Source organism: Inquilinus limosus MP06 (assembly GCF_000767795.1).
GTDB lineage: Bacteria > Pseudomonadota > Alphaproteobacteria > DSM-16000 > Inquilinaceae > Inquilinus > Inquilinus limosus_E.
Genome location: NZ_JANX01000019.1, coordinates 1 through 25,217, shown reverse-complemented (window position 1 = coordinate 25,217; position 25,217 = coordinate 1). Strand labels below are relative to the sequence as shown.

Annotated in this window: 26 protein-coding genes and 1 tRNA gene; 14 read left to right on the top strand and 13 right to left on the bottom strand. The window is 70.0% G+C overall.

Annotated elements, in window-relative coordinates; all coding sequences use genetic code 11:
* The 4 genes from P409_RS03540 to P409_RS03525 form a co-directional block, all read left to right on the top strand.
* Nucleotides 1-885, top strand: an 885-nt coding sequence (locus tag P409_RS03540) for an ABC transporter permease (protein ID WP_052119988.1), incomplete at its 5' end; no start/stop codon positions are given.
* A 6-nt stretch (nt 886-891) separates the two neighbouring features.
* Nucleotides 892-1,869, top strand: coding sequence for an ABC transporter ATP-binding protein (locus P409_RS03535; protein WP_034831739.1), 978 nt, complete (start codon nt 892-894; stop codon nt 1,867-1,869).
* On the top strand, nt 1,866-2,834 hold the full coding sequence (locus tag P409_RS03530) for an ABC transporter ATP-binding protein (protein WP_034831738.1): 969 nt from the start codon (nt 1,866-1,868) through the stop codon (nt 2,832-2,834). Before P409_RS03535 ends, P409_RS03530 begins: the two co-directional genes overlap by 4 nt.
* 78 nt (nt 2,835-2,912) lie before the next feature.
* Entirely contained in the window at nt 2,913-3,290 is a 378-nt protein-coding gene (locus P409_RS03525) for a YciI family protein (protein WP_034831737.1), read from the top strand.
* A gap of 2 nt (nt 3,291-3,292) precedes the next feature.
* On the opposite strand, the gene P409_RS03520 is transcribed toward P409_RS03525, so the two are convergent.
* A complete protein-coding gene (locus P409_RS03520) occupies nt 3,293-4,192 on the bottom strand; it encodes a LysR substrate-binding domain-containing protein (RefSeq protein WP_034831736.1) in 900 nt (299 codons plus the stop codon).
* A gap of 85 nt (nt 4,193-4,277) precedes the next feature.
* Here P409_RS03520 and phnX point away from each other — a divergent pair, with 85 nt between their 5' ends.
* From phnX to P409_RS03505, 3 genes are all read left to right on the top strand, one after another.
* Nucleotides 4,278-5,108 carry a phosphonoacetaldehyde hydrolase gene (gene phnX, locus P409_RS03515; RefSeq protein ID WP_034831743.1) on the top strand — a complete coding sequence of 277 codons (831 nt, stop codon included), beginning with the start codon at nt 4,278-4,280 and terminating at the stop codon, nt 5,106-5,108.
* Entirely contained in the window at nt 5,105-6,244 is a 1,140-nt protein-coding gene (locus P409_RS03510) for a TIGR03364 family FAD-dependent oxidoreductase (protein ID WP_034831735.1), read from the top strand. The genes phnX and P409_RS03510 overlap by 4 nt, the downstream gene beginning before the upstream one ends.
* A 602-nt stretch (nt 6,245-6,846) precedes the next feature.
* Nucleotides 6,847-8,361 carry an ApeA N-terminal domain 1-containing protein gene (locus P409_RS03505; RefSeq protein ID WP_034831734.1) on the top strand — a complete coding sequence of 505 codons (1,515 nt, stop codon included), beginning with the start codon at nt 6,847-6,849 and terminating at the stop codon, nt 8,359-8,361.
* A gap of 66 nt (nt 8,362-8,427) precedes the next feature.
* Here P409_RS03505 and P409_RS36010 read toward each other — a convergent pair whose 3' ends face one another.
* Complete coding sequence (locus tag P409_RS36010) at nt 8,428-10,038, bottom strand: calcium-binding protein (protein WP_052119986.1); 1,611 nt, start codon at nt 10,036-10,038, stop codon at nt 8,428-8,430.
* 401 nt (nt 10,039-10,439) lie between these two features.
* On the opposite strand from P409_RS36010, the gene P409_RS40025 reads away from it, so the two are divergent.
* Nucleotides 10,440-10,850 (top strand): hypothetical protein, encoded by a 411-nt coding sequence (locus tag P409_RS40025; protein WP_034831733.1) that lies wholly within the window; start codon nt 10,440-10,442, stop codon nt 10,848-10,850.
* Nucleotides 10,851-11,493: 643 nt separating this feature from the next.
* On the opposite strand, the gene P409_RS03490 is transcribed toward P409_RS40025, so the two are convergent.
* The 3 genes from P409_RS03490 to P409_RS03480 form a co-directional block, all read right to left on the bottom strand.
* Nucleotides 11,494-11,709 carry a hypothetical protein gene (locus tag P409_RS03490; protein ID WP_034831732.1) on the bottom strand — a complete coding sequence of 72 codons (216 nt, stop codon included), beginning with the start codon at nt 11,707-11,709 and terminating at the stop codon, nt 11,494-11,496.
* Between the two features lie 2 nt (nt 11,710-11,711).
* Nucleotides 11,712-11,960, bottom strand: coding sequence for a hypothetical protein (locus tag P409_RS03485; protein WP_034831731.1), 249 nt, complete (start codon nt 11,958-11,960; stop codon nt 11,712-11,714).
* Between the two features lie 84 nt (nt 11,961-12,044).
* Nucleotides 12,045-12,121, bottom strand: a tRNA-Arg gene (locus tag P409_RS03480).
* 157 nt (nt 12,122-12,278) lie between these two features.
* Between P409_RS03480 and P409_RS03475 the strand changes: the two genes are divergently transcribed.
* Both P409_RS03475 and P409_RS03470 read left to right on the top strand, forming a co-directional pair.
* A complete protein-coding gene (locus P409_RS03475) occupies nt 12,279-12,998 on the top strand; it encodes a DUF1194 domain-containing protein (protein WP_034831730.1) in 720 nt (239 codons plus the stop codon).
* Between the two features lie 57 nt (nt 12,999-13,055).
* Entirely contained in the window at nt 13,056-13,475 is a 420-nt protein-coding gene (locus P409_RS03470) for an OsmC family protein (RefSeq protein ID WP_034831729.1), read from the top strand.
* 45 nt (nt 13,476-13,520) lie between these two features.
* Here the strand turns inward: P409_RS03470 and P409_RS03465 are convergent, their stop codons facing one another.
* The 3 genes from P409_RS03465 to P409_RS03455 form a co-directional block, all read right to left on the bottom strand.
* Entirely contained in the window at nt 13,521-13,835 is a 315-nt protein-coding gene (locus tag P409_RS03465; RefSeq protein WP_034831728.1) for an Hpt domain-containing protein, read from the bottom strand.
* A 167-nt stretch (nt 13,836-14,002) separates the two neighbouring features.
* Nucleotides 14,003-14,395 (bottom strand): response regulator, encoded by a 393-nt coding sequence (locus P409_RS03460; protein WP_034831727.1) that lies wholly within the window; start codon nt 14,393-14,395, stop codon nt 14,003-14,005.
* Nucleotides 14,385-16,895, bottom strand: a complete 2,511-nt coding sequence (locus P409_RS03455; RefSeq protein WP_052119985.1) for a response regulator — start codon at nt 16,893-16,895, stop codon at nt 14,385-14,387. The genes P409_RS03460 and P409_RS03455 overlap by 11 nt, the downstream gene beginning before the upstream one ends.
* A 184-nt stretch (nt 16,896-17,079) precedes the next feature.
* On the opposite strand from P409_RS03455, the gene ade reads away from it, so the two are divergent.
* Nucleotides 17,080-18,783: an adenine deaminase gene (ade, locus tag P409_RS03450; RefSeq protein WP_034831726.1), complete on the top strand. Its 1,704-nt coding sequence runs from the start codon at nt 17,080-17,082 to the stop codon at nt 18,781-18,783.
* 153 nt (nt 18,784-18,936) lie between these two features.
* On the opposite strand, the gene P409_RS03445 is transcribed toward ade, so the two are convergent.
* Both P409_RS03445 and P409_RS03440 read right to left on the bottom strand, forming a co-directional pair.
* A complete protein-coding gene (locus tag P409_RS03445) occupies nt 18,937-19,266 on the bottom strand; it encodes a cupin domain-containing protein (protein ID WP_034831725.1) in 330 nt (109 codons plus the stop codon).
* Nucleotides 19,263-20,411, bottom strand: coding sequence for a DUF3095 domain-containing protein (locus P409_RS03440; protein ID WP_034831724.1), 1,149 nt, complete (start codon nt 20,409-20,411; stop codon nt 19,263-19,265). Before P409_RS03440 ends, P409_RS03445 begins: the two co-directional genes overlap by 4 nt.
* Nucleotides 20,412-20,509: 98 nt before the next feature.
* Here P409_RS03440 and P409_RS03435 point away from each other — a divergent pair, with 98 nt between their 5' ends.
* From P409_RS03435 to P409_RS03425, 3 genes are read left to right on the top strand one after another with little or no spacing between them, the layout of a single operon-like run.
* Nucleotides 20,510-20,737 (top strand): type II toxin-antitoxin system Phd/YefM family antitoxin, encoded by a 228-nt coding sequence (locus tag P409_RS03435; RefSeq protein WP_238578586.1) that lies wholly within the window; start codon nt 20,510-20,512, stop codon nt 20,735-20,737.
* Complete coding sequence (locus tag P409_RS03430) at nt 20,737-21,123, top strand: type II toxin-antitoxin system VapC family toxin (protein WP_034831723.1); 387 nt, start codon at nt 20,737-20,739, stop codon at nt 21,121-21,123. Before P409_RS03435 ends, P409_RS03430 begins: the two co-directional genes overlap by 1 nt.
* A gap of 20 nt (nt 21,124-21,143) precedes the next feature.
* Nucleotides 21,144-21,560 carry a secondary thiamine-phosphate synthase enzyme YjbQ gene (locus P409_RS03425; protein WP_034831722.1) on the top strand — a complete coding sequence of 139 codons (417 nt, stop codon included), beginning with the start codon at nt 21,144-21,146 and terminating at the stop codon, nt 21,558-21,560.
* Between the two features lie 25 nt (nt 21,561-21,585).
* Here the strand turns inward: P409_RS03425 and P409_RS03420 are convergent, their stop codons facing one another.
* From P409_RS03420 to glk, 3 genes are all read right to left on the bottom strand, one after another.
* Nucleotides 21,586-22,473 (bottom strand): OmpA family protein, encoded by an 888-nt coding sequence (locus P409_RS03420; protein WP_034831720.1) that lies wholly within the window; start codon nt 22,471-22,473, stop codon nt 21,586-21,588.
* Nucleotides 22,474-22,585: 112 nt separating this feature from the next.
* Complete coding sequence (locus P409_RS03415; RefSeq protein ID WP_034831717.1) at nt 22,586-23,770, bottom strand: aminotransferase class V-fold PLP-dependent enzyme; 1,185 nt, start codon at nt 23,768-23,770, stop codon at nt 22,586-22,588.
* A 14-nt stretch (nt 23,771-23,784) separates the two neighbouring features.
* A complete protein-coding gene (glk, locus tag P409_RS03410) occupies nt 23,785-24,735 on the bottom strand; it encodes a glucokinase (RefSeq protein WP_034831715.1) in 951 nt (316 codons plus the stop codon).
* Nucleotides 24,736-25,217: the final 482 nt, after the last annotated feature.

Below are 25,217 nucleotides of genomic sequence, written 5' to 3'. Positions count from 1 at the left end.
GGCCGCCTCGCCGTCACCCGCTCGCCGCTCGGCGACGCGCTGTGGCGGCTGCGGCGCAACCGCATCACCATGACGGCCGCCGCGGTGCTGCTGCTGATCGTGCTGATCTGCGTCGTCGGGCCCTGGATCAGCCCGTGGGACCTGAACGCGACCGACGCGCTCAGCCCCAACCGGCCGCCCAGCCTGCGGCACTGGCTGGGCACCGATTTCCTCGGCCGCGACATCCTGGCCCGGCTGATGGCCGCCGGCCGGATCTCGCTGACCGTGGGCCTGGCGTCGGTGCTGCTGTCGGTGGTGGTCGGCTACATCGCCGGCGCGGTGGCAGGCTATCTCGGCGGGCTGGTCGACGCCGTGATCATGCGCGCCGCCGACATCGTCATGACGATCCCGACCCTGCCGCTCCTGATCATCCTCGGCGCCGTGCTGTCGGAGCTGAAGGTGCCGCCGGACCAGCGGATCTACCTGGTCGTGGTCATGCTGAGCCTGCCGAACTGGATCCGCGTCGCCCGGCTGGTGCGGTCGCAGATCCTGTCGCTGCGCGAGCGCGACTTCATGGTGGCGACCGAGGTGCTGGGCCTGCCGCTGCACCGCCGGCTGTTCCACCACCTGCTGCCGAACACCGTGCCGATCCTGATCGTGGTCGCCACCGTCGGCGTCGCCGACGCGATCTTGAACGAGGCCTATCTCAGCTATCTCGGCCTCGGCGTGGTGCCGCCCACCCCGTCCTGGGGCAACATGATGGACACCGCCAACAGCTTCGTCGACTTCCAGCGCCGGCCCTGGCTGTGGGTGCCGCCCGGCGTCGCGATCTTCCTGACCGTGGTCGCCATCAACATCCTCGGCGATGGGCTGCGCGACACGCTCGACCCGAAGATGAAGCGGTAGTTTCACGTGCAACACCTCGTCGAATTCCAGGACCTGTCGGTCCAGTTCCGCACCGAGGAGGGCACGGCCCGGGCGGTGACCGGCGTCAGCTTCGGCATCGCCGAGGGCGAGACGGTCGGCGTGGTCGGCGAATCCGGCTGCGGCAAGAGCGTCACCGCCCTGTCGCTGATGGGCCTGCTGCCGCGCCCGGCCGGGAAGGTCGCGGGCGGCCGCATCCTTTATCGCGGCCGCGACCTGCTGGCGCTGAAGCCGGAGGCGATGCGCGGACTGCGCGGCAACGAGATCGCCATGATCTTCCAGGAGCCGATGAGCGCTCTGAACCCGGTGCTGACCATCGGCGAGCAGATCGTCGAGCCGCTGGTCGAGCATCGCGGCATGGCGCCGAAGCCGGCCTGGGAGGAGGCGATCGCGCTCCTCGCCCGGGTCGGCATCGCCCGGGCGGACAAGATCGTCGAGGGCTATCCGCACCAGCTGTCGGGCGGCATGCTGCAGCGGGTGATGATCGCGATCGCGCTGAGCTGCGGCCCGAAGCTGCTGATCGCGGACGAGCCGACCACCGCGCTGGACGTCACCATCCAGGCCCAGATCCTGGAGCTGCTGGGCCGGCTGAAGCGCGAGCAGGGCACGGCGCTGATGCTGATCACCCACGATCTCGGCATGGTGGCGGAGCTCGCCGACCGGGTGGTGGTGATGTATGCCGGCCGGGTGGTCGAGACCGGGCCGGTGCGCGATATCCTGCTGCGGCCGAAGCATCCGTATACCCGCGGCCTGCTGGCCTCGCGCCCGGTGCCCGGCCGCCGCCAGCGCCGGCTGCCCTCGATCCCCGGCCAGGTGCCCAGCCCGGCGCATCTGCCCGGCTGGTGCGCCTTCGCCGACCGCTGCTTCGCCGCGGCGGATGTGTGCCGCACCGGCATCCCGGAGCTGGAGCCCGCTGGCGCGCCGCACCGCGCCGCCTGCTTCCTGGCGCAAGCGGGGACAATATGAGCGAGATCCCGCTGCTCGAGGTCGAGGGCCTCAAGACCCATTTCCCGATCCGCGACGGGGTGTTCGGCCAGGTCACCGGCCATGTCCGCGCCGTCGACGGGGTCGATCTCCGCATCCGCCGCGGCACCAGCTTCGGCCTGGTCGGCGAATCCGGCAGCGGCAAGTCGACGCTCGGCCGCACCGTTCTGGGGCTGTACCAGCCGACCGCGGGCACCGTGCGGTTCGACGGCCGCGACATCAACGCCATCGGCCGCCGCGGCCGGCGGGCGCTGCGGCCCAGGATGCAGCTGGTGTTCCAGGACCCCTACGGCTCGCTCAACCCGCGGGTCCGGGTCGGCGACGCGATCGGCGAGGCTCTCCTGGCCCACGGCCTGGTCCGCCGGGCCGAGCTGCGCGACGCGGTGCTGGAGGTGATGCGCATCTGCGGCCTGGCGCCCTACCAGTATTCCCGCTACCCGCATGAATTCTCCGGCGGCCAGCGCCAGCGCATCGGCATCGCCCGCGCCCTGGCGCTGAAGCCGGAGCTGATCGTGGCGGACGAGCCGGTCTCGGCCCTCGACGTCTCGATCCAGGCGCAGATCATCAACCTGTTCGCCGACCTGAAGGAGCAGCGGGGCGTCACCTTCCTGTTCATCTCGCACGATCTGGCGGTGGTCGAGCATCTCTGCGACGAGATCGCGGTGATGTATCTCGGGGTGATCGTCGAGACGGCCCACCGCGACGCGCTGTTCGACCGCCCGCTGCACCCCTATACCCGCGCACTCCTGTCGGCGATCCCGGCGATCGACCCGGACGCGCCGCGCGACCGCACGGTGCTGAAGGGTGAGCTGCCCAGCCCGGCCGGCCCGCCGGCCGGCTGCCGCTTCCACACCCGCTGCCCGCTGGCGACCGACCGCTGCCGCGCCGAGGTGCCGGAGATGCGGGAATTGGAGACCGGCCACAGGGTGGCCTGCCACCTGGCCTAGAAAATTTCGCAGGCCTGTCGAATCCGGCCGCTGGCCGGCGATAAGGGGCATTCACGGCGCAAGCAGAAGGAGCCCCTCATGCGCTGTGCCTGCCTGATCTACTACGATCCGCAGACCCTGTTCGGCGGCGGCGCCGAGGCCCAGGCGGTGCTGGAGAAATGCTCGACCCATGACGAGGTGCTCAAGGCCAACGGTCATTTCGTCGCCGGCGAGGCGCTGGAGCTGCCGGACGGCGCCCGCACCGTGAAGGTGCGCGAGGGCAGGATTTCGGCGGTGGACGGTCCGTTCATGGAGACCAAGGAGATCCTGGGCGGCTTCGTCGTGATCGAGGCGCGCGACCTGGACGAGGCGGCCGAGGTCGCCGCCGGGCACCCGCTGGCCCGGATCGGCTTCGTCGAGGTGCGGCCGCTGGTCGATTTCAGCACCCCGCCGCCGGATTTCAGCCAGCAGGGCTGACCCTACCCGGGCGTGGCCTCGCGCCGCGCCCGGCTGGCCTCGGCGGCGATGTCGAGGAAGGCGCGGACGATGGCCAGGCGCTGCCGTTCGCGCAGGCACACCACATATTCGTCCATCTCCACCCGGCAGCCGCCGATCGGCCGGCTGACGAAGCGCGGATCCGGCGTCAGCTCGCCCGCCGACATGAAGCCGATGCCGAGGCCGGCGGCGATCGCCTCGCGCGACGCCTCCCGCCCCTCCACCTCCATCCAGGGCTCGAGCGGCAGGTCGACCGCGGCGAAGGCGCGCTCCACCGTCTCCCGCGTCATCGACCCGGCCTCGCGCATCACCAGCCGCTCGCGCGCGATCAGATGCGCCGGCACCACCCGCATCCGGGCCAGCGGGTGGGCGCGCGGCAGCAGCACATGCACCGGGTCGTGCCACAGCGGCAGGGCGTGCAGCTGCGGGCCGCCCGGCACCCGCGCCAGCACCGCCACGTCCAGGCGGATGTCGACCAGGTCGGCCAGCACCCGCTGGGCGTTGCCGACCGTCATCCGCACCCGCGCCCCGTCATGCCGGGCGGTGAAGGCGGCGATCAGCGGCATGGCGTGGAACGGCCCGTCCGCGCCCAGGCGCAGCGTGCCGGTCGGCACCCGGCTGGTGCCCTGCAGCAGCTCCACCGCCTCGTCCTGCGCGGCGAAGACCCGGTTGGTGCAGGTCATCAGCTCGGCGCCCAGCAGGGTCAGCTCGATGGTGCGGCCGGAGCGGCGGAACAGCTGCACGCCGTAACGCTGCTCCAGCGCCTTGACCTCGATCGACAGGGTCGATTGCGACACGCCGATCGCCCGTGCCGCCTTGGTGAAGCTGCCCTCCGCCGCCACCGCGTGAAAGGCGCGCAGCTGCACGGAAAGTGTTGAGCTCATCAATGCTCCATATGGAGAATATGAATTGGATCAATATTAGATGCTCTGGTTTCCTGCCGCCATCCACGATGTCGGGGAGCGCGCCATGAGCTTCATTCCACGCCGCCGCTATGACGGCCCGATCCGGGCCGCGATCTTCGACTGGGCCGGCACCACGGTCGATTTCGGCTGCCAGGCGCCGATCACCTCGCTGGTCGAGGCCTTCGCCGCCATGGGCGTCGCGGTGCCGCTGGCCACCGCCCGGCTGCCGATGGGCATGGCCAAATGGGACCACATCCGGGCATTGCTGGACATGCCGCAGGTCGCGGCGGCGTGGGAGCGGGCGCAGGGCCGGGCGCCGGTGATCGCCGATGTCGACGACCTTTATGAGCGGTTCCTGCCGCTGCAGATCGCGGCGGTGCGGCGGCATGCGGTGCTGATCCCCGGCACGGTGGAGGTCATGGCGGCGCTGAAGGCCCGCGGCATCCGCATCGGTACCACCACCGGCTTCCCGCGCCCGGTGATGGAGGTGGTGATCCCGGAGGCGGCCCGGCAGGGCTATGCGCCGGAGGTGATCGTCTGCGCCGGCGAGACCCCGTCCGGCCGCCCCGGCCCGGCGATGGCGCTGAAAGCGCTGATCGAGCTCGACATCCATCCGGTCCAGGCGGCGGTCAAGATCGGCGACACCGTGGTCGATGTCGGCGAGGGGCTGAACGCCGGCATGTGGACCATCGCGCTGGCCGTCACCGGCAACGAGGTCGGGCTGACCGAGGCGGAATGGGCTTCCCTGCCGGTCGGCAGGCAGGCGGAGCTGCGCCGGATCGCGACCGACCGGCTGCAGGCCGCCGGCGCGCATGAGGTGGTGGACGGCATCGCCGACGTCCCGGCCGCGCTGGACCGGATCCAGGCCCGCATCACGGCGGGGGACGTGCCGTGAGCCACTACGATCTTGCCGTCGTCGGCGCCGGCATCCTCGGCCTCGCCCACGCCCTGGCCGCGGCGCGGCAGGGCCATCGGGTGGTGGTGATCGACCGCGAGGCGCGTGCCATCGGCGCCTCGATCCGCAATTTCGGCTTCGTCACCGTCAGCGGCCAGTCGGCCGGGCCGACCTGGCGCCGGGCGATGCGCAGCCGCGACGTCTGGGCCGAGGTGGCGCCCCAGGCCGGCATCCCGGTGCTGCATCGCGGCACCGGGATGCTGGCCCGGACCCCGGAAGGGCAGGGCGTGCTGGAGGCCTTCGCCCGCACCGAGATGGGCGAGGACTGCACCCTGCTGCCGGCCGCCGGCATGTCGGCAAGGCTGCCGATGGCGCGGTCCGACGGGCTGCGCGCCGGGCTGTGGAGCCCGCATGAGCTGCGGATCGAGCCGCGCGAGGCGATCCCGCGCCTGGCCGCCTGGCTGGAATCGGCGCATGGCGTCACCTTCCGCCGCGGCCTCCAGGTCCGCGCCGTGCAGGCGCCGCGGGTCGAGACCGGCGAGGGCGCGATCCTGGCCGACCGGATCGTGGTCTGCCCGGGACCGGACCTGAAATCGCTGTTTCCCGAGATCATGGCCCGCCGTCGCACCACCCTGTGCAAGCTGCAGATGCTGCGGCTGGCGGCGCCGGGCTGGCGGCTGCCGGCGGCGGTGATGGGCGACCTCAGCCTCGGCCGCTATCACGGCTTCGCCGACCTGCCGGAGGCGGCGCCGCTGAAGGCCCGGCTGGCGGCCGAGGTGCCGGAGACGCTGGCCAACGGCATCCACCTGATCGTGGTGCAGTCGGCCGACGGGTCGCTGGTGGTCGGCGATTCCCACCATTACGACGACTCGCCCGACCCCTTCGCGCCGCAGGCGGTCGAGGGGCTGATCCTGCACCACATGGCCGAGCTGCTGGAGGTGCCGCTTCCGGTGGTGACCGAGCGCTGGGTCGGCATCTATCCCTCCGGCCCGGCCGAGGCCTTCGCCGAGGCGCCGGACGAGGCGACCCGGGTGGTCCAGGTCACCAGCGGCACGGGCATGAGCACCGGCTTCGCCATCGCCGAGGAGGTGGTGGCCGGGCTGTTCGGCGCGGCGGCCCCGCGCCACGCCGCCTGACCCGGCCGCCGGATCAGAGGATGAAGTCGCCGGCCACCAGGGCGATGCCGCCGGTCAGCTGGATGTGGAAGTCCGACACCTTGTCGCCGTTGACGTCGCCGCTCACCGCATAGCTTGTTAGCATGCCGTGATTTTCCTGATCGGGTCTCGCAGGAGCATGGTCGCGGTCTGGATGCCGGCCCAATCGAAGGCTGGCTGAACCCAGACAGTCGGGTACGGATGGGCCTTCCGCCCGGTGGATTGGGCGACAGCGGGGTCCGCGTTGGCAGAACAGTGATAGGCGCGTCGCGTGGATCCGTATGGCGAAAGATGCACGCGCCAAGCCGCGCAGAGCCGGCGCGCCGGTGCGTCAGATCGTCCACGTTGCTCCAGCGGGCGGGGGTTGTCGGCAAGGGATGAAGCCTGCGTGAAGGCTCGTGCGAAGGGCTACTGAAGGCGCTCGCCTCTGCAACCGGCAACAGGGCGATCATGGTGGCGGGAGCGGGTGGACTAAGTTGGGATCGGGCTGGCCGGGAGGTGGAAAACGCCTATGCCTTCTCCGTGCCGATACAGCCTCTCAGAGCCACCTTGCTTGCGCACGCGTGTGCTTGATACTTTTTCCTATGCAGACGCAGGATCAGTACAACGGTGTTTTCCTTTCAAGCGACAGCCAATTCGTCGGGCACCTGAGTATCGCGGGCGCTGACAGCCTCGTGAAGCTCATTGGAAAGAGCTTTTGGGCGCGCCCCGAAACCGAATACACAGACATCCACGGTATGTTAGGCGACGGCAGGAAAGCGTCGCTTCTGGATTGCGTGCTCCACGGTCAAACGCGGCACCGCTTCGATGAGAACACGCAATTCGAGAGCACGTTCTTCCCGAACTATGTTGTCGTCGGGGAAGAGTTCATCCGCTCCAACGAACCTGTCATCCGGGCGGTTCGTTACCACTTTGAAAACGTCGCCAGCCTGCTGAGCGGACACGAGACCTTCCAGTCTCTCAGACCAGATCCCGACGACGTGCGCAGGTTGCTGGAGGAGGACCACAAGCGAGCGGAGAAGATCGCCGAGAAGCATGGTTGGCCGAAACGCCCCTTCGAACCGGAGATCGGCGAGCATCCGCACTTGCTGTATTTCAGCGGCGTGTGGGAGATCATCTCGTCTGATACCAAGCTCGGAAGGATCTCGCTGACAAACCGCACCTCTCACGGCGTGGGAACTGCGGCCGGAATCGGCATTGACAACGAAGTGACAGCCAACATCGAATTCGTCGAGCCCAAGACGCTCAACGCCGCCATCCGCGCGCTGTATACTTTGCACGGCCTTTTCGAGCTCAGCCTAGGGCACCGGCAGCGCTATCGCTGGATTGAGCTGGAGCTCACGCACCGCACGAAGGACCACGAACACGACCTGCACCAGACAGCTCGATTGTACTGGAGTCTGTGCAACGAGCGTGTCGAGGATAACTCAAAAACGCATCTGGCGGACATTCTCCTGGCCCCGGATCGACGTCCCGAGGAGTTTGCCAAGGTGGCAGCAGGCTGGATGGACAGCGCCGCGATCATGGGCGATCCCCGGGAACGTTTTGCGATGGCGTTTTTCGGGCGCTACGGCATCAACCGCATCGTCGGCGCCGCCAACATGTTCGATCTGCTGCCGGAGAGCCGTGCGCCGAAGAAGAAGGAGCCCGATGCGCTGCTGAAGGCGGCGGCGGAGCAATGCCGCAAGATATTCGCGACCCTGCCGGACAGCTTCGCCAAGCAGTCCGTACTCTCGGCCTTGGGGCGTGTCGGCACGGCCAGTCTTCGCGACAAGGCCCATCACCGGGCTGACAAGGTCATCGCGGCGGTCGGCGACAAGTTCCCAGGCCTGTATCTGCCGTGCAATCACGCCGTTTTGGCCCGCAATCACTATGTGCACGGCAGCCAGGCATCATTCGACTATCAGGAGCACTTCACAGAATTCGCGTTCATCACCGATACGCTGGAGTTCGTATTCGCCGCCTCCGACCTGCTTGATCTGGGATGGGATTTGAAGAGCTGGATAGACGAAGGCACGTCGATGACGCATGCGTTTGGCGCCTATGTTATCAACTACCCGGAAAACATGCGCCGTCTCAAAGCTCTGGTCGGCACGTAGCCTTCACGAAGGCCCGGCCCCCGCCACGCCGCCTGACCCGGCCGCCTCGGTCGGTTCGGGGCCGGATCAGAGCACGAAGTCGCCGGCCACCAGGGCGATGCTCCCCGTCAGCTGGATGTGGAAGTCCGACACCTTGTCGCCGTTGACGTCGCCGGCGATGGTGGTGACGCCGTTGCTGACGGCATAGCGCAATTGGCCGGCGACGCCGGTATAGAGGCCGGTGCCGATGAAGCTGAAGGCCTGGTTGCCGGCGAGCGCAGTGTTGGCATCGATCGCGGCCAGGTCGACGCGATCGCCCTGGGCGTGGCTGAAATCGGTGATCCGGTCGGCATCGGCGCCGACCGTGCTCTGCGCCGCGGCGCCATAGGCGAAGCGGTCGGCGCCGGCCCCTCCGGTCAGCGTGTCCTTGCCGTTGCCGCCGGTGAGGATGTCGGCGCCGTTCCAGCCCTGCAGCGTGTTGGCGCCATCGTCGCCGGTGAGGGTGTCGTTGCCCTGGCTGCCCGACAGCGCCTCGATGCCGGTCAGGACGTCGCCCTGGGCGGTGCCGCCGCTGCCGGCGCCCGTGGCCAGGCTGACCGAGACCCCGGAGCCGCTGGTGTAGTAGCTGACGGTGTCGATGCCGGCGCCGCCGTCCAGCGTGTCGCCCCCGGCCCCACCGCGGAGCACGTCGTTGCCGTCCAGGCCGCGCAGGATATTGGCCCCGGTGCTCCCGGTCAGGTCGTCATTCCCCTGGCTGCCGTCGATGTTCTCGACCTCGATATAGGTATCGCCCTGGGCCGCGCCGCCGGAACCCACGCCGGTGGCGAGGTTGGCGACGATGCCGACGCTGCTGTCGCTGTAGGTCGCCGTGTCGCCCAGCGCGGTGCCGTTGTCCCGCCCCGCGAGCTCGTCGGCCCCTTGCCCGCCGCGCAGCACGTCATCGCCGCCATTTCCGTTCAGGATGTCGTTGCCGTCGCCGCCGGTCAGGACATTGGCGCCGTCACTGCCGAAGATCCGGTTGTTGCCGGCATTGCCGGTGCCGTTCATGGCGCCCAGGCCGAAGAGGGTCAGCTCCTCGACATTGTCGGCCAGGACGGTGCTGGCCAGGGCGATCACCCGGTCATAGCCCTGGCCGGCCCGCTCGATCACGATGTCGCCCGCGGAATCGACCGTCAGGATGTCGTCGCCGGTCCCGCCGATCAGGATGTCGTCGCCGTCGAGGCCGTTCAGCCGGTCGTCGCCGGCACCGCCGTCGACGATGTCGTCGCCGGCCCCGGCATCGATCAGGTCGGCCCCGTCGAGGCCGCGCAGCATGTCGGTGCCGTCGCCGCCGATGATGATGTCGTCGATGACGCTGCCGGCGACCGTCTGCGGCGTGGTGGCGTCGTAGACGCTGAACACGTTCCAGGCGGCCGCGATGCTCTCGGCGCTGAAGGTGTTCATCGCGCTGAAGTTGAGGACGAAGTCCCCGGACAGCAGCCCGAGGCCGAGATAGGCCAGGGCACTCTCCGCCCCGAAGCCGGATCCTCCTCCGACCGAGCCGCCGCCGGCCAGCGCGTAATCGGCCGACCAGGAGGTGTCGCCGAAATATTCCGACGTCTCCGGGTCGATATACGCGTCGATGTGATAGTCGATCAGGACGTTGAAGGTGCCGGTCGAGCGGTCGATCTCGACATTCAGGCTCCAGCTGCCGGACATGGATGTCTCCCCCGAAGCCTGCGGTGGTGAAGGGTGCGGTTCCGGCCGCAGGCGGCACCGGCCGCACATGGCCCCGCCGGTTGCGGGGCGGGATGGGCGGGGCGCCTGCCGTGGCGTCGCCCGCCATTTCCAATCGTCACCTCAAATCGTGAAAAATCGGCGAAAAGCGTGTCTCGAATGCCATGCCATTATGCCAGACCCTGCCTGCCGGCGGGATCACCCGAATGGGTCAGCGGGCCCGCAGGGCAACTTTGCCGCCCGGCACCGCTTTGCCCGGGTCCGAGCGGGGTCCCTTGGCGTGCCCGCATTTCGACATAGAGTCCTATGACCATCCGCAACTCGGATGGGCGACGAGGGAGAGCGTCGTGGAGCACGGCAGAGGTTTGTTCCGGACAGGGCTTGTGGCGGTCGCCATCGCGGCCTCGGCCCCGCTGGTGGCGTCCTGCCAGACGGGACCCGGCTATTACGACGGCTACTACGGCAACGGCTATTCCGGTTGGTACGACGACGACGATTACTATTACCGCAGCTATGATCGCGACCGGTACCGATACCGGTATCGCGACTATGATCGTGATCGCGACCGGTACCGCTATCGCCATCGGGACCGGGATGATGACGACCGGTACCGCGACCGGCGGCGATCGAGATCCGACGGCGACGCCGAGCAGCGGGCCCGCCGCCTGTTCGGGATCGACGGCAACGGGAACAGAGGGCGGAACGACGACGGGGACCGGAACCGGAACCGCAACGACAATGGGCGGAGCGCCGACGACATCCGGCGCATCATCATTCCGAATTCGAAGAATTGAGCGCCGGCGCCCGACCTGACGGCAAGCGCAGCTAGGGATGATCGGCCGGATTCTCCGAGTGGCGGTTGGCCCGCAGCGTCGCCGTGAGGTGGTTCCAGGCGACGCCCTCCGCCGCCGGCCCTGCCGGCATGGCGCCCTCAGCCACGCTCCGATCGTCAGGGTGGTGCCGCAGGGCGGTTGTCAGGCGTCGCAGCAGGCGTCGGATGGAAGTCAGCATCGGTGACCCTCGGACGGTCATGATCCGGTGACGGCGCCGGCGGGAGGGGCTTCTCAATCCCCAGACCCTCGCCGCCGGCGCCTCGGCCGGCACCACAACCCGCTGGAGAGCTTTGTGCGCAGCGGGCCCGGACCTGCCGGCCGAAGGGCGCAGCCGGCCGGATCAGCGGCCACGCCCGGCCCGCCTGCCTGTGGGCGACAAGCGGACGAGTCGGAGCATGGCCGCGCCCGGCGGAGGCCGCCACGTCATATGATGCATCGAGGATGCTGTGCCGGCACGCGGGCAAGCCCGGCCCGGACCATGGTGGGGAGAGATCCGGGCCGGGCCCTCAGCGCCGTTTGTCCCCTGGCGCTGCCGGGGATTGCGACACATGTCCGACATATGGGGAAGGGGTGGCGACACCCCTACGATGCGACGGGGCGTGGGCTAGGCCCGCGGGCGGATCGCGGCCTCGATGGCTTCCTGGGCGGCCCGGCTGATCGTCCCGCGATCCACCGCGGGTCCCGGCGGCGGCGACCATGTGATCCGGACGGCACCGTCGCGATCGACACGGAAGCGGCCCAGATACTCGGCGCAGGCCACCGTGCCTTCGGTGCCGGTATGCTCGACGGTCCAGTCGGACGCCTTGCGGCCCATCGCCATGGCTAGCCTCCGGCATCGACGCGGCCCGCCTTGCTGGTCTGGCGGCCGTCATCGGCCTGTTCGCAGGCCGCGGTTGCGGCGCGGTAGACCTCCGAGGACCTCTCCTCATCCGGCCCGTCCGTCCAGGTGATCTGCACCCGGCCCTGGGCGTTCCGGGCATACCAGCCGCGGAAATCGCCGCAGGCCACCGATCCGGTGCCGTGTCCGGTGGGAAGGACGGTCCAGTCGAGCGGGTCGCGGCACTTCGTCATGCCTGGGCAATGGGCGCGCCGAGACTCGGGTTCCCGCCGGCATGGCGACCGTGGGGCGGATGCAGCGAGATGTCTGAGGGGGGATGGCGCACTCGACAGGATTCGAACCTGTGACCTCCGCCTCCGGAGGGCGGCGCTCTATCCAGCTGAGCTACGAGTGCAGGCCGTGGACTCGGGCCCAAGGACCCGAAGCGGCGCGGACCATACTGCAAAGTGGCGGCAATGCAAAGCCCGGATTCGGGGTGCGGCCCGCGGGCGTTTGACAGAGGGGAAACCTGCCGGGATGCTGATCGCCTCCAATCGAAGCGGGAGGCGCCGGTGCTGCATCGCGGTCTCGCCCTGACCCTGGCGCTGTGCGCGGCCCCCGCCGCGGCGCAGGAATTCGACGTCGATGTCGAGCTGGTCTTCGCCACCGACGGCTCCGGCTCGATCGACGACGAGGAGCTGCGGCTGCAGCGCGAAGGCTACGCCAAGGCCCTGGCGGACCCGCGGGTGCAGCAGGCGATCCGCGGCGGCATCACCGGGCGGATCGCGGTCGCCTTCGTCGAATGGGGCGGCGCGGACTCGCAGCATGTCATCGTCGACTGGACCGTGATCGACGGGCCGGACAGCGCCGCTGCCTTCGGCGCGGCCCTGGCGGCGGCGCCGCGGCGCGCCGTCGGCTGGAATTCGATCAGCAACGCCATCGACCTGTCGAAGCAGCTGATCGAGGGCAACGGCCATCAGGGGCTGCGCAAGGTCATCGACGTCTCGGCCGATGCTGGCCAGCGCGGCGGCCGGCCGCTGCCGGAGGTGCGGGCGGAGGCGCTGGCCGCCGGCATCACCATCAACGGCCTGGCCGTGCTGTCGCGCAGCGGCCGGCCAGGATGGGGCGGAGGGTCGCTGGAGGATTTCTTCCGCGACCAGGTGATCGGCGGGCCCGGCGCCTTCGTCATCACCGCCGACGCCGATGCCCGCTTCGCCGAGGCGGTGGTGCGCAAGCTGGTGCTGGAGATCGCCGAACGGCCGGCCGAGGCCGCGCCGATGCCGCCCGGCTGACGATCCTCCGGCCCCCTGCTAGGGTGCCGGTTCGAATCGGTTCCTGGAGCAGATCAGATGAAAGCCCGCATCACCTGGGTCGAAGGCCGCACCTTCGTCGGCGAATCCGGCAGCGGCCATGCCGTGGTCATGGACGGCGCGCCGGAGAGCGGCGGGCGCAACCTCGGCGTCCGGCCGATGGAGATGCTGCTGCTCGGCCTCGGCGGCTGCACCGCCTTCGACGTGGTGATGATCCTGGAGCGGGGGCGCGAGCCGGTGGCCGACTGCCGGGTCGAGGTCGAGGCCGAGCGCGCCGAGACCGATCCGAAGGTCTTCACCCGGATCCATCTGCGCTACATCGTCTCCGGCCGCGGCCTGGACCGCGCCAAGGTCGAGCGCGCCGTGGCGCTGTCGAAGGAAAAGTACTGCTCGGCCTCGATCATGCTCGGCAAGGTGGCCGAGATCACCGCCGAGATCGAGGTGATCGAGACGGCCTGACCTTAGATCCGCCCCGGCGGCTTTAAGGTCAGGCTCCACGCCGGTTCAGGCGGCGGCCTTCACGGCCGCCAGCCCTTCCGCGATCGCCGTGACATCATGCGGTCCGGCGCCGCCGGCCTTGAGGCAGGCGTCCAGCCGCGCCTCCAGCTCGGCCGCAGCCTGCGACAGCGCGACAAAGCCCATGGTGCCGCCGGTGCCGTTCAGCCGGTGCGCGACGAAGCGCAGCCCCGTCAGCGCCTCGCCGTCGCCGGCCCGCAGCGCCGCCAGCAGGGTCTCGGCCTCGGCCAGCTTCTGCGGCAGCTCGGCCGCGAACTTGGCCCGCAGCCGGTCGAGATGCGCCTGGAGAGCGTCTTGGGTCATCGTCCTGCTCCCCGTCCCAGCCCGTCGGGGCATTCCCCCTTTCTGTCATGCCGGGGCTTGACCCGGGCATCCAGGGCGGCAAGAGCGGCTTTCGGTGGCCCCTGGATCACCGGGTCAAGCCTGGTGATGACAAGACGAGAAGGCCGGAGATCTTCGTCAAGCATGGCTCAGCCGTTTCGCCGGGCCCAGATGACGCGGATCTCGTCGGACAGCGTCATCGGGTCGAACGGCTTGGAGATGACGTCGATGGCGCCGAGGGCGCGGTAGCGCGCCACCTCCTGCGGCTGCACCTTGGCCGTCATGAACACGGCCGGCGTCCCGGCGGTGCCCGGCAGCTCGCGCAGCGCCGCCAGCGTCTCCGGCCCGTCCATGCCCGGCATCATGACATCGAGCAGCAGCAGCTGCGGCGCGAAGCCGGGGGCCTGGGCCAGCGCCTCCTCGCCCGAGGCGCAGGCGGCCAGGACGAAGCCGCCGACAGCCTCCAGCGCGAAGCCGGCGACCGATCGGATGTCGGCATCGTCCTCGACATAGAGGATGCGGGTCAGCGCCTCATCGGCCATAGCGGGGGGCCCCTTGCTTGTCCTGGATCAGGCCGTTGATCAGGTCGGTGATGGTCTGGTGCAGCTGCTCGTTGTCGGTGCGGCTCTTGACCAGCGAGGCGGAGACCGCGCTGGCGTAGGAGGCGCTGGAATCCTGGGCGGAGAAGATCAGCACCGGCTCCCGCGGCGTGCGGGCGTTGATCGTCTCGAGGAGGTCGAGGCCGGAGCCGTCGGGCAGTCCGACATCGATGATGACCAGGTCGAAGCGCCGCTCCGCCAGCTTCTCGCGGCCCTCCTGCAGCGACCGCGCCGGCACGATCTCCGCCTCGTCGCGGACGATGGCGCCGACCACCTCGATCACGTCGTCATCGTCCTCGACATGCAGGATGCAGGCGCGGCCGTTGCGGCTGCGCAAGCCCGCCTGGCGCAGCGCCGCGCGCAGCCGCAGCTGCTCGATCGGCTTGTCCAGCCAGTCGACGATGTTGAAGGCGTCGCCGTTCAGCTCGCGCTTGCCGTCCTGCGCGGTGGCGGAGACGACGACGATCGGCAGGTCCGCCGTCGCCGGATCGGCCCGCAGCTGGCGGATCAGCGTGATCCCGTCCATGCCCGGCAGCAGCAGGTCGACGGTCATCGCGTCGTACCGGCCGGTGCGCGCCTTCTCCAGCGCCGTCTCGGCGTCGCGGGCGAAGTCGACCCGCCAGCCATCCTGCTCGATCATCAGGCCCAGCAGGGTCGCGACATCGGCGTCATCCTCGCAGATCAGCACCTGGCGCCGGGCGTCGCCGGGCATGGCGGCCGTCTCCTGCGCCTCGGCCAGCAGCGGCAGGGTGAACCAGAAGCAGGTGCCGCCGCCCTCCGCCGGCTCGAAGCCGATGCGGCCGCCATGGCGCTCGACGATCGCCTTGGCGATCGACAGGCCCAGGCCGGTGCCGCCCTTGCGCCGCACATCACTGGCATCGGCCTGGGCGAAGCGCTGGAAGATCCGGCTGCGGAATTCCTCGGGGATGCCGGCGCCGCGGTCGCGCACGCTGATCCGGGCCTGGCGGCCGACGGTTTCCACGGCCACCTCGATGGTGCTGCCGGCCGGCGAGAACTTGGCGGCGTTGGACAGCAGGTTGGTCAGCACCTGGATCAGCCGGTCGGCATCGCCCTGCACCGGCAGCGGCGTGTCCGGCCGGGCCGCGATCCGGTACTCGACCTCGTGCTGGGCCGCATAGGCCTGGTTGGCCTCGACCGCCTGCTCGACCAGCGCCCCGGCCTCCAGCCGGTCGTGGCGGAACTCCATGCGGCCGGATTCGATCTTCTCGATGTCCAGGATGTCGTTGACCAGCCCGACCAGCCGTTCGCTGTTCTTGTGCGCGATCTCCAAGAGCGACCTGGCCTTGTCCGGCAGCGCGCCCGCCGCCCCGGCCACGATCAGGCCCAGCGAGCCGCGGATCGAGGTCAGCGGCGTGCGCAGCTCGTGGCTCACCGTCGACACGAACTCGTTCTTCAGCTGGTCCAGCCGGTGCCGCTCGGTCATGTCGCGCAGGATGCAGACCGAGACGCTGCGGCCGTCGCGCTCGAACACGCCGGTCGAGATCTCGGCCGGGAAGCTGCTGCCGTCGCGCCGCGTCACCGTGATCTCGCCGGCCGGATGGGCGCCGCCGGCCAGGGCCGGCACCAGCTCGGAGATGTCGGTGCCGGTCAGCTCGCCGCCGGCCACGCCGAAGGCCTCGCCGCAGGCAAGGTTGGCCAGCTCGACCACGCCGTCCTGGCCGACCACCAGGATCGGGTCGCGGGCGCTGTCCAGCACCGCCTGCAGCTGCGCCCGGTTCTCCGCCAGCGCCCGGGCGCTGGCGTCGCTCTCCTGCTTCGCCCGCTCCAGCTCGCGGTAGCGCTGCTGATCGGTGCGCACCTGGCGCGACATCGCCCAGGCGGCCAGCAGCCCGCACAGGGCCGCCAGTCCGGCGACGCCGGCCAGCAGCCAGATGATCCGCTGCAGCGTCGCCGCGGTGGCGGCCTGGCGCTCCGCCAGCAGCGCCTTCTCGGCCTGCACGGCCTCGTCGATCCTGGCGCGGAAGGCCGGCGCCTGGTCGACGGCATCCTTGACGATGGTGCCGGCGCCGTCGAGATCACCGTGCCGGACCGCGGCGATGATCCGGTCATTGGTGACCAGGATCTGCTCGGCGATGGCCGCGGCATCGTCGAAGCGCTGCACCTGCGCCGGGTTGTCGGTGGTCATGCCGCGCAGGTCCAGCAGCTTGTCGGTGGCCAGCCGGGCGCTGTCCTCCGCGACCGCGGCGTCCTGCTGGTTGCCGGTGATGACAAAGCTGCGGCTCAGGGCCTGGGCCCGGGCGATGCTCAGCCGCGCCTCATAGATCGTGGTGATCACGAGGTTGGTGTGGTCGACCCAGCCCTGCGTGCGGGCGTTGTCGGCCAGGAACTGCTTGCCCAGCCACCCCGCCGTGCCGAAGAACAGCAGGAAGCCGAGGATCGCGAGCAGGACGATCGAGCGGACCGAGCCCAGAAACTTCTCCATTCCCCACCGTCTCCCGATCATCCCTGGGGCTTGACGGCCCCCGATCAGGTGATAGTCCAAAACCGGCGCCGGTGTCGCCGTGGCGGACGGTATTAATAATTATCCTAAAATTCTATCTATTTCTGGGGAGGGCACGGTCGCCATCGATCCTGCTAGGCTGTTCCCCCGGTTGGAGAGGACAGGCATGAGCGGCACGGCGGAACTGAGGACGCGAATCGACCAGGCCCTGGGCCACGCGCCTGCCGATCTGGTGATCAAGGGCGCGCGCACCCTCGACGTGATCAGCGGCGCGCTGTTGGACGGCGACGTGGCGGTCTGCGGCGACCGCATCGTCGGCACCTGCGACGATTACAGCGGCGCGGTCGAGATCGACGGCCGCGGCAAGGTCGTGGTGCCCGGCTTCATCGACACTCATGTGCATTGCGAATCGACCCTGGTGACGCCGGCGGAGTTCGACCGCTGCGTGCTGCCGCGCGGCACCACCACGGCGATCTGCGACCCGCACGAGATCTGCAACGTGCTGGGCGAGGCAGGGCTGCGCTACTTCCTCGACGGAGCGCTGGGCACCGCGATGGACCTGCGGGTCCAGCTCTCCTCCTGCGTGCCGGCGACCGAGCTCGAGACCGCCGGCGCGCGGCTGGATGCCGCCGAGCTGGTGCGCCACCGCGGCCATCCCAAGGTGATCGGCCTGGCCGAGTTCATGAACTTTCCCGGCCTGCTGGCCAAGGACGAGGCGGTGCTGGAGAAGCTGGCCGCCTTCCAGGACGGCCATATCGACGGCCATTCGCCGCTGCTGCGCGGCAAGCCGCTGAACGCCTATCTCGCCTGCGGCATCCGCAACTGCCACGAGACGACGGGGCCGGAGGAGGCGCTGGAGAAGCTGCGCAAGGGCATGCAGATCCTGATCCGCGACGGGTCGGTCAGCAAGGATGTGCACGCTTTGGCGCCGATCATCTCGGCCGAGACCTCGCCGCTGCTCGGCCTGTGCACCGACGACCGCAACCCGCTCGATATCGCCGAGGAAGGGCATCTCGATCATCTGATCCGCTCGGCGATCCGCCAGGGCGCGCCGGTGGCGCATGTCTACCGCGCCGCCACCTGGTCGGCCGCCCAGGGCTTCGGCCTGCGCGATCGCGGCCTGGTCGCGCCCGGCCGCCGCGCCGACCTGGTGCTGCTCGACGATCTCGAAGCCTGCGCCGTGTCGCAGGTAATCAGCGCCGGGCGTGTGGTCGGGCCGGAGATCTTCGCGGGGCGGGCCGCGCCGGCCCCGGTCGGCCTCGGCTCGGTCAGGCTCGACCCGGTGGCGGCGGAGGATTTCCGCGTCCCGACCGCGAGCCCGACCGGCCCGGTGATCGGGCTGATCCCCGGCAAGATCATCACCGAGGCGCTGGTAGCGACCTTGCCCTGGCGCGACGGCTGCCGCCATCCGGATCCGGAGCAGGACATCCTCAAGATCTGCGTCCTCGCCCGGCACGGGGTGAACCGCAACATCGGCCGCGCCTTCGTCCGCGGCTTCGGCTTCCGCGGCGGTGCCCTGGCTTCCTCGGTCGGGCATGACAGCCACAACATCTGCGTCGTCGGCGACAGCGATGCCGACATGGCCGTGGCGGTGAACCGGCTGATCGCGCTGCAGGGCGGCTTCGTTGCAGTGCGGAACGGCCAGATCGCGGGCGAGATCGCCCTGCCCTTGGCCGGGCTGATGAGCCTGCAGCCCTTCGAGCGGGTGGCGGAAGACCTGCGGGCGTTGCGCCGGGCGGTGAAGGATATGGGCTGCCCGCTGCCGGAGCCCTTCATCCAGCTCGCCTTCCTGCCGCTGCCGGTGATCCCCCACCTCAAGATCACCGATCGCGGGCTGGTGGATGTCGACCGGTTCGAGCTGATCGCTTAGAGGCCGTCTGTAAATGCTACTGGCGAGGCCGGCTGGCGGCGGTTTCTCCGCTTCCGGTGCTCACGCACCAAACGTGCGTTGCGCTCCGGTTCTCGAAACCGCCGCCAGCCGGCTCACGCCAGCGCATTTCCAAACAGCCTCTCGGGTCGCGTATCACCCGTGATGCAACGCCAGCCAGACGGTGGGCTCGTCCGGGTCGGTCCAGGCGACGCGGTGGCGGGCATGGGCCGGGATGTGCACCCAGTCGCCGGGGCGCAGGGTGCGGGGTTCCGCCTCGCCCTCCAGCTCCAGCCCGGCGGAGCCGCGCAGCAGCACCACCCATTCCGCCCGGTCCTGGTCGTACCAGAAGCCGGGCGGGCTGGCCTGGCCGGTGGAGACGATGCGCTCCAGCACGAAGCCCGCCTCCTCCAGCAGGGTCGAGACCTGCTCCTCCGCCGCATCCGGCCGCAAGGCGTGGAACAGATTGCCGGCGCCCGGTGTCACGACGGCTTCAGCCGGGCCGCGGCGGCGGCATAGCCGCCGGCGGCGCCGTCGACGAAATGGACATGGTCGCTGCGCATCGCCGAGGGGGTGTAGCAGGTGACGATCGCCGCCTCCTGCCGGTGCAGGCCGAAGCGGGCGATGCCGGCCTGCTCGGCCGCCAGCAGCCGTGCCTCCAGCCGGTCCGCCAGCGCCGGCGTGCAGTCCAGCGTCATCCGCAGCCCGTCGTCGTATTTGCGGAAATCGGCATTGGCCACCAGCTCGCCCAGATAGCGGTCGGGCCGGAACGGGCCGACCGGGATGCGGAAGCGCAGGATCGCCCAGGACGCCAGGCTCTTCAGCCCCACCAGAAGCTTGCGCGACAGCAGCGACTGGCCGGACCGGCGGGATGCCCGGGCCTCCGCGTCCAGCCCCGGCGGCGGCCAGCCCATGCCGCTCCGCAGGTCGGCCAGAGGATGCTGGGCCTCGCTCTCCCGCCCGGTCATGCGCAGGATGTCGCCGACCAGTTCCTGGAACGGGGCCTCGCTCTCGGCCACGGTCGGGGTGGCGATCAGCGACAGGATCACGCCGTGCCGGGCCGGGAACTCCTGCCAGCGGCAGAACAGGCCGGACAGGTCGGGCCGCGTGCCGGGCGGCGCCGGCTCGACCGCGAAGGCGCCGGCCTTCAGCTCCTGCCCGGCCCAGGCCAGGCCGCCGCCCATGAACATGGCATAGGTCACGTCCGGCGACGGGGCGTAGCGGGCGATCCGCACATCCCAGCCGGCGGTGCGGATCGCCGACATCGGCACCAGGGCGACGCGCAGGGTCAGGCCCAGCTCGTCCCGCACCCAGGCGGCGGTGGCGGCCAGGGTGGTGCGGGCGATGTCGGCATCGGCCGGCGGCAGGGCGAAGCTGGCGCCGTCGCCGCCGAAGGCGAAGGGATAGTCGCGCTGGCCCAGCGCGTTGGACACGGCGGCGATCAGCGCCGCGCCGGCGATGTTGACGCTCTTGTACTTGCCGGCCCGGATCGCGGCGGTGGAGGCGACGACGTCCGACAGGCCGATCACCCAATCCTCCGGCAGCGGCCGGTACAGCGTGGCGTCGGTCAGCCGGGCGAAGCCGTCGAAGACCGGTACGTGCGGATAGAAGTCGTCGATCGGCTCGCCCATGCGCCCATTCTCGCCGATCGGCCGAGGATCGGGAAGGCGGCTCTGGGCATCGGCAGGCACCGATGCTATCTTAGCTAATCGGGCTAAGGAGGTGTGCCGTGATCCGGGTCAACATGCATGAGGCCAAGAGCAACCTGTCGTCGCTGGCGGAAAAGGCGCGGGCCGGCGAGCAGGTGGTGATCGCGCGGGCCGGCGAGCCTTGGGTCGAGCTGGTGCCCTATGCCGGAGCCCGGCGCCAGCCCGGCGGCTATGAAGGGCGGATCGTCATCGGCCCCGGCTTCGACGCGGCGGATCGGGAGATCGCGGATCTCTTCGAGGGCGGGTGATGCGGTCGGTTCTGCTCGACACCCATGCCTTCCTGTGGTGGTTGACCGACGATTCTGCGCTGGGTCCCGCAGCGCGCGAGGTGATCGGAGAACCTCGGAACCAGATCTTCGTCAGCGCCGCGACGACCTGGGAGATCGCGATCAAGCGCCAACTCGGAAAGCTGACGGCACCGGCGGACATCGAGGCCGCGGTGGAAGAGAAGGGGTTCGCGAAGCTGCCGATCTCTCTGTTTCACGGTCAGCAGGCCGGGAGCTTGCCGCTGCATCATCGCGATCCGTTCGACCGCATGCTGATCGCCCAGTCGCAGGCGGAAGGGCTGGAACTGATGACGATCGACCCGGTGTTCCGGCAGTACGGGGTGCGGCTGATCGAGGCCGGACGCTGACCGGTTCGGGTGACGGCTCTATGCAGCAGTTCCTCCACACTCTCCAGCTCACCACCCGCGGCAAGGGCCTGGTCGAGATCACCGCGGAGATCCGGCGGTGGGTCGAGGCGCAGCGGATCGGCACCGGCCTCCTGACCGTGTTCTGCCGGCACACCTCGGCGTCCCTGCTGATCCAGGAGAATGCCGATCCCGATGTCCGGGCCGACCTGGAAGCCTATTTCGAGCGGATCGCGCCCGAGGGCGACGGCTACATCCATGATGCCGAGGGGCCGGACGACATGCCGGCCCATCTCCGCACCGCGCTGACCCAGGTGCAGCTGTCGATCCCGGTCGCGTCGGGCCGGCCGGTGCTCGGCACCTGGCAGGGGATCTACCTGTTCGAGCACCGCCGCCGGCCGCACCGGCGGGAGATCGTGCTGCATCTCATCGGCGAGTGACGATGCCGGGCGGCGGCCCTGCCCGTCATCGCGGCGTCGGTGCGCCCTGCATCCGCAGCGTGCCGGCGGAGACCGAGCCGGTCGACGGCGACTGCAGCCCCCAGCCGCCGGAAATCGGAAGGATGGAGGGAATGATCCTGGCCCCGGCCCGCGGCAGCCGGTTGCTCTCGATCGAGAGGCGGAGGGTTCCTTCGGCCGACCAGGACCCGAATGTCGCGCCGGGATCCTGGTACAGCTGCGCGGCGCCGTCGAAATCGGCCAGGCGCACCGGGGCGCTGGTGCGGAACGGGGTGAAGTCGCCGGCCTTGGTCTGCGACACCGGCAGGCTGGGCAGCGGGTTGGGCACCGCCAGCCCGGCGCCGAGATACAGGAACCTGGCCCCGACGTTCCGCCGCGTGTCGACGATCTCGAAGGTATAGTCGTCGAAGTTGGACCCCAACAGCCCCCCGGACGCCCCGCCGAGGACCCGGATCCGGAACTCGGTGGAGACATCCACGTCCGGCGCGTCCGGGCGCGGCTTGGTGCCGTAGACATAGACCTCGACGGCGCGCCACCAGCCGGAATTGTCCGCTTCCCCGTCCGGTCCGCTGCGCGACTCGCCGAGGCCCTGGACGATCTGGAACTTCACGTCGTCCAGCACCGCGAGATAATCCTGGACCCTGCGGCAGCGCTGCTCCGACAGCGACTGGTTGAAGCCCTCCGAACCGCGATGGCTGGCGTAGCCGATGAGGTCGACCCAGGAGCCCTTCAGGCTGTGCAGCAGGGGCCGCACCCTGTGGTCCAGGGCGCTCATATGCTCACGCAGCAGGTAGGACCGGCTGGTCTCGAAGTTGCAGAGACGCACGGCCAGAAGCGCGCGGGTGCCACTGATGGTGACGACATTCTCCCGATGATCCTCGCCGTGTCCCACCATGATCGCATCCGAGCGTCGCTGCCGGGCCGCGGCCCCGATAGCGCGGCAGGATGGACGACGCGAAACCCGGACGATATCCCCGATTCCTAGGGGGGCGGCCGCGCGGCGGCTGTCAGCCCCGGCCGACCGCCGCCAGGAACCGGTCGATCTCGGCCTCGCTGTTGTAATAGTGCGGCGAGGCCCGCAGCATCGCGTCCAGGCCGCGGTCGGTCATGTCGAACATGGTCGAACGGCGGCGAGTGACGCTGGTGTTGATGCCGGCCGCGCGCAGCCGCTGGTGCAGCGCCTCGGCCGGCTCATCCGCCTTGGTGAAGCTGACGATGGCCGACCGCTCGGCGCCCTTGTCGCGCACGGTCACGCCGGACAGGGCCGACAGGCCGTCGCGCAGCCGATTCGCCAGCGCCCGCGCGCGGTCGCGGATGGCGTCGAGGCCGAGGGCCAGGGCGTAGTCCACCGCGGCGCCCATGCCGACGATGCCCACGAAGTTGCGCTCGAAATTCTCGAAGCGGCGGGCATCCGGGCGCATCGCATAGCGGTCGGGCGCCATCATCTCCGCCGAATAGAGATCGAGGAAGGGCGGGTCGATCCGGTCGAGCATCGACCGCCGGACATAGAGGAAGCCGACCGCGCGCGGCCCGCGCAGGAACTTGCGGGCGGTGGCCGACAGCATGTCGCAGCCGATCGCCTCGACATCGATCGGCATCTGGCCGACCGACTGGCAGGCATCGAGCAGATAGGGAATGCTATGCGCGCGTGCGATCTTTCCGATCGCCGCCGCCGGATTCACCAGCCCGCCATTGGTCGGGATATGGCTGATCGCGATCAGCCGCGCCGGGCCGCGGTCGGTGGCCGTCACCGCCCGCTCCAGCGCCGCGACGTCGAGCTGGCCGCCGGCATCGTCGGGCACCACCTCGACCACCGCGCCGGTGCGCTGGGCCACCTGCAGGTAGGAGATGGTGTTGGACGCGTATTCGGCCTTGGCGGTCAGGATCCGGTCGCCCGGCCGGAACGGCAGGCCGTAGAACACCATGTCCCAGGCGCGGGTGGCGTTCTCCATCATCGCGATCTCGTCGGGCTGCGCGCCGATCAGCCGGGCGATCGAGGCATAGGCGCCCTCCAGCCGCGGCTCGGCCTCGGCCGCGGCGGCATAGCCGCCGATCTCCGCCTCCCGCCGCAGATGGTCCAGCATCGCGTCCAGCACCGGGGCGGGCGGCAGGGCGGAGCCGGCATTGTCGAGATGCAGCACCCGGGCGCAGCCCGGCGTGTCGGCGCGCAGCCGGTCGAGATCGAGCGTCATGGGCCTCCCGGCGGTCAGGTGAGGTGGAGCACCGAGCGCAGCCCGAGGAAGGCCGGCAGCGGGTGGGTGACGAGATAGGTCGGGATGCCGACGACGAAGCTGCTCAGCCGGCCCTTGGCCTCGAAGCGCTGGCGGAACAGCGCGTCGTCGAACAGGTCGCCCATCTTCGGCACGATGCCGCCGGCGATGTAGACGCCGCCGCGCGACCCCAGCGTCAGCGCCAGGTTGCCGGCGACGGTGCCGAGCATCGAGGCGAACATCGCCACCGCCTCGGCGCAATGCGGATCGCCGGTCTTGGCGCCTTCGCTGACGGCGGCGGCATCGCGCTGCACCGGGTCGAGGCCGTCCAGCTGCGACAGCGTCTCGTAGAGATTGACCAGCCCCATGCCGGACAGCACCCGCTCGGCCGACACATGCTGGTAGCGGTGGCGCAGCCGGTCCAGCACCGCAGCCTCGCGCTCGGTCGCCGCCGCCATCGTCACGTGCCCGCCCTCGCCGGCCAGGGCCGACCAGCGCGCGCCGCTGGGCACCAGGCCGGAGACGCCGAGGCCGGTGCCGGGGCCGAGCACGCCGATCGGCGCGTCCCTCACCGCCTCACCACCGCCGATCGAGGTTCGGTCGCCCTCGTCCAGATACGGCACCGCCAGGGCGACGGCGGTGAAGTCGTTGATCACCTCCAGCCGCTCCAGTCCCAGATCCCGCTTCAGGGCCGAGATCGAGAAGGACCAGGCGGCGTTGGTCAGGGTCACCTGGTCGCCGGTGACCGGGCTGGCCACGTCGATCGCCGCCTGCCGGGGCGCCGCCGCCGGCTTGACCATGCCGAGATAGGCATGGGCGGCATCGGCCAGGGTCGGGTAATCCGCCCCGTGCAGGATCTTGGTGTCGCGCGTGCCCTGGGAATCGGCCAGGGCAAAGCGGGCGTTGGTGCCGCCGAGATCGGCGATGAGGGCGAGGGGCTCAGACATGGCAGGGCCAACTGTGTCGGGATGGCCATGCTTCCCTCATGCGGCGGCCGGGGGCAAGCCCGAAGCACCGAGTCGCCGGCCCGCGAGTCGGGACGCCGCGCCGGGCCGGATTCGGCAGCGGCTTGTGCGCCGCAGCACAAAAGAAGTGCTAAATGCACATATCTTAGGCACGAATGGGTTCTAAGTGGCTGTTCTGCCAGAGGAATTCATTTTCCCCTTGATTTGTCCGGCGAAGACCCTAAATTGTGCATTGCGACATGCAGCGCTGCTGCTGTCGTAACGCACTTCTTGGGCGTTTCCTCCCTAAACTCGGGCCGCAGTTCGCTGCGGCCCTTTTTCTTTCCGGGCTTCCGAACGCGCCGCCGGGCTCCGCTCGGGCTGTCCCGGCGGATCGACGGGCCGGCCTGTCGAGTCGTCCGCGCGGACAGCGAAACGGCCGGGTCGCCCCGGCCGTTCGCAGTCACACGATCCGCTGGTCGGCG

What these genes read in the sequence shown, in the direction of transcription:
- P409_RS03520 (WP_034831736.1), bottom strand. Translation starts at nt 4,192, where the DNA reads ATGAGCTCAACACTTTCCGTGCAGCTGCGCGCCTTTCACGCGGTGGCG.
- P409_RS03525 (WP_034831737.1), top strand. Translation starts at nt 2,913, where the DNA reads ATGCGCTGTGCCTGCCTGATCTACTACGATCCGCAGACCCTGTTCGGC.
- P409_RS03505 (WP_034831734.1), top strand. Translation starts at nt 6,847, where the DNA reads ATGCAGACGCAGGATCAGTACAACGGTGTTTTCCTTTCAAGCGACAGC.
- P409_RS03455 (WP_052119985.1), bottom strand. Translation starts at nt 16,895, where the DNA reads ATGGAGAAGTTTCTGGGCTCGGTCCGCTCGATCGTCCTGCTCGCGATC.
- glk (WP_034831715.1), bottom strand. Translation starts at nt 24,735, where the DNA reads ATGTCTGAGCCCCTCGCCCTCATCGCCGATCTCGGCGGCACCAACGCC.
- P409_RS03485 (WP_034831731.1), bottom strand. Translation starts at nt 11,960, where the DNA reads ATGACGAAGTGCCGCGACCCGCTCGACTGGACCGTCCTTCCCACCGGA.
- ade (WP_034831726.1), top strand. Translation starts at nt 17,080, where the DNA reads ATGAGCGGCACGGCGGAACTGAGGACGCGAATCGACCAGGCCCTGGGC.
- P409_RS03470 (WP_034831729.1), top strand. Translation starts at nt 13,056, where the DNA reads ATGAAAGCCCGCATCACCTGGGTCGAAGGCCGCACCTTCGTCGGCGAA.
- P409_RS03465 (WP_034831728.1), bottom strand. Translation starts at nt 13,835, where the DNA reads ATGACCCAAGACGCTCTCCAGGCGCATCTCGACCGGCTGCGGGCCAAG.
- P409_RS03425 (WP_034831722.1), top strand. Translation starts at nt 21,144, where the DNA reads ATGCAGCAGTTCCTCCACACTCTCCAGCTCACCACCCGCGGCAAGGGC.
- P409_RS03460 (WP_034831727.1), bottom strand. Translation starts at nt 14,395, where the DNA reads ATGGCCGATGAGGCGCTGACCCGCATCCTCTATGTCGAGGACGATGCC.
- P409_RS03430 (WP_034831723.1), top strand. Translation starts at nt 20,737, where the DNA reads ATGCGGTCGGTTCTGCTCGACACCCATGCCTTCCTGTGGTGGTTGACC.
- P409_RS03420 (WP_034831720.1), bottom strand. Translation starts at nt 22,473, where the DNA reads ATGGTGGGACACGGCGAGGATCATCGGGAGAATGTCGTCACCATCAGT.
- P409_RS03440 (WP_034831724.1), bottom strand. Translation starts at nt 20,411, where the DNA reads ATGGGCGAGCCGATCGACGACTTCTATCCGCACGTACCGGTCTTCGAC.
- P409_RS03490 (WP_034831732.1), bottom strand. Translation starts at nt 11,709, where the DNA reads ATGGCGATGGGCCGCAAGGCGTCCGACTGGACCGTCGAGCATACCGGC.
- phnX (WP_034831743.1), top strand. Translation starts at nt 4,278, where the DNA reads ATGAGCTTCATTCCACGCCGCCGCTATGACGGCCCGATCCGGGCCGCG.
- P409_RS36010 (WP_052119986.1), bottom strand. Translation starts at nt 10,038, where the DNA reads ATGTCCGGCAGCTGGAGCCTGAATGTCGAGATCGACCGCTCGACCGGC.
- P409_RS03415 (WP_034831717.1), bottom strand. Translation starts at nt 23,770, where the DNA reads ATGACGCTCGATCTCGACCGGCTGCGCGCCGACACGCCGGGCTGCGCC.
- P409_RS03530 (WP_034831738.1), top strand. Translation starts at nt 1,866, where the DNA reads ATGAGCGAGATCCCGCTGCTCGAGGTCGAGGGCCTCAAGACCCATTTC.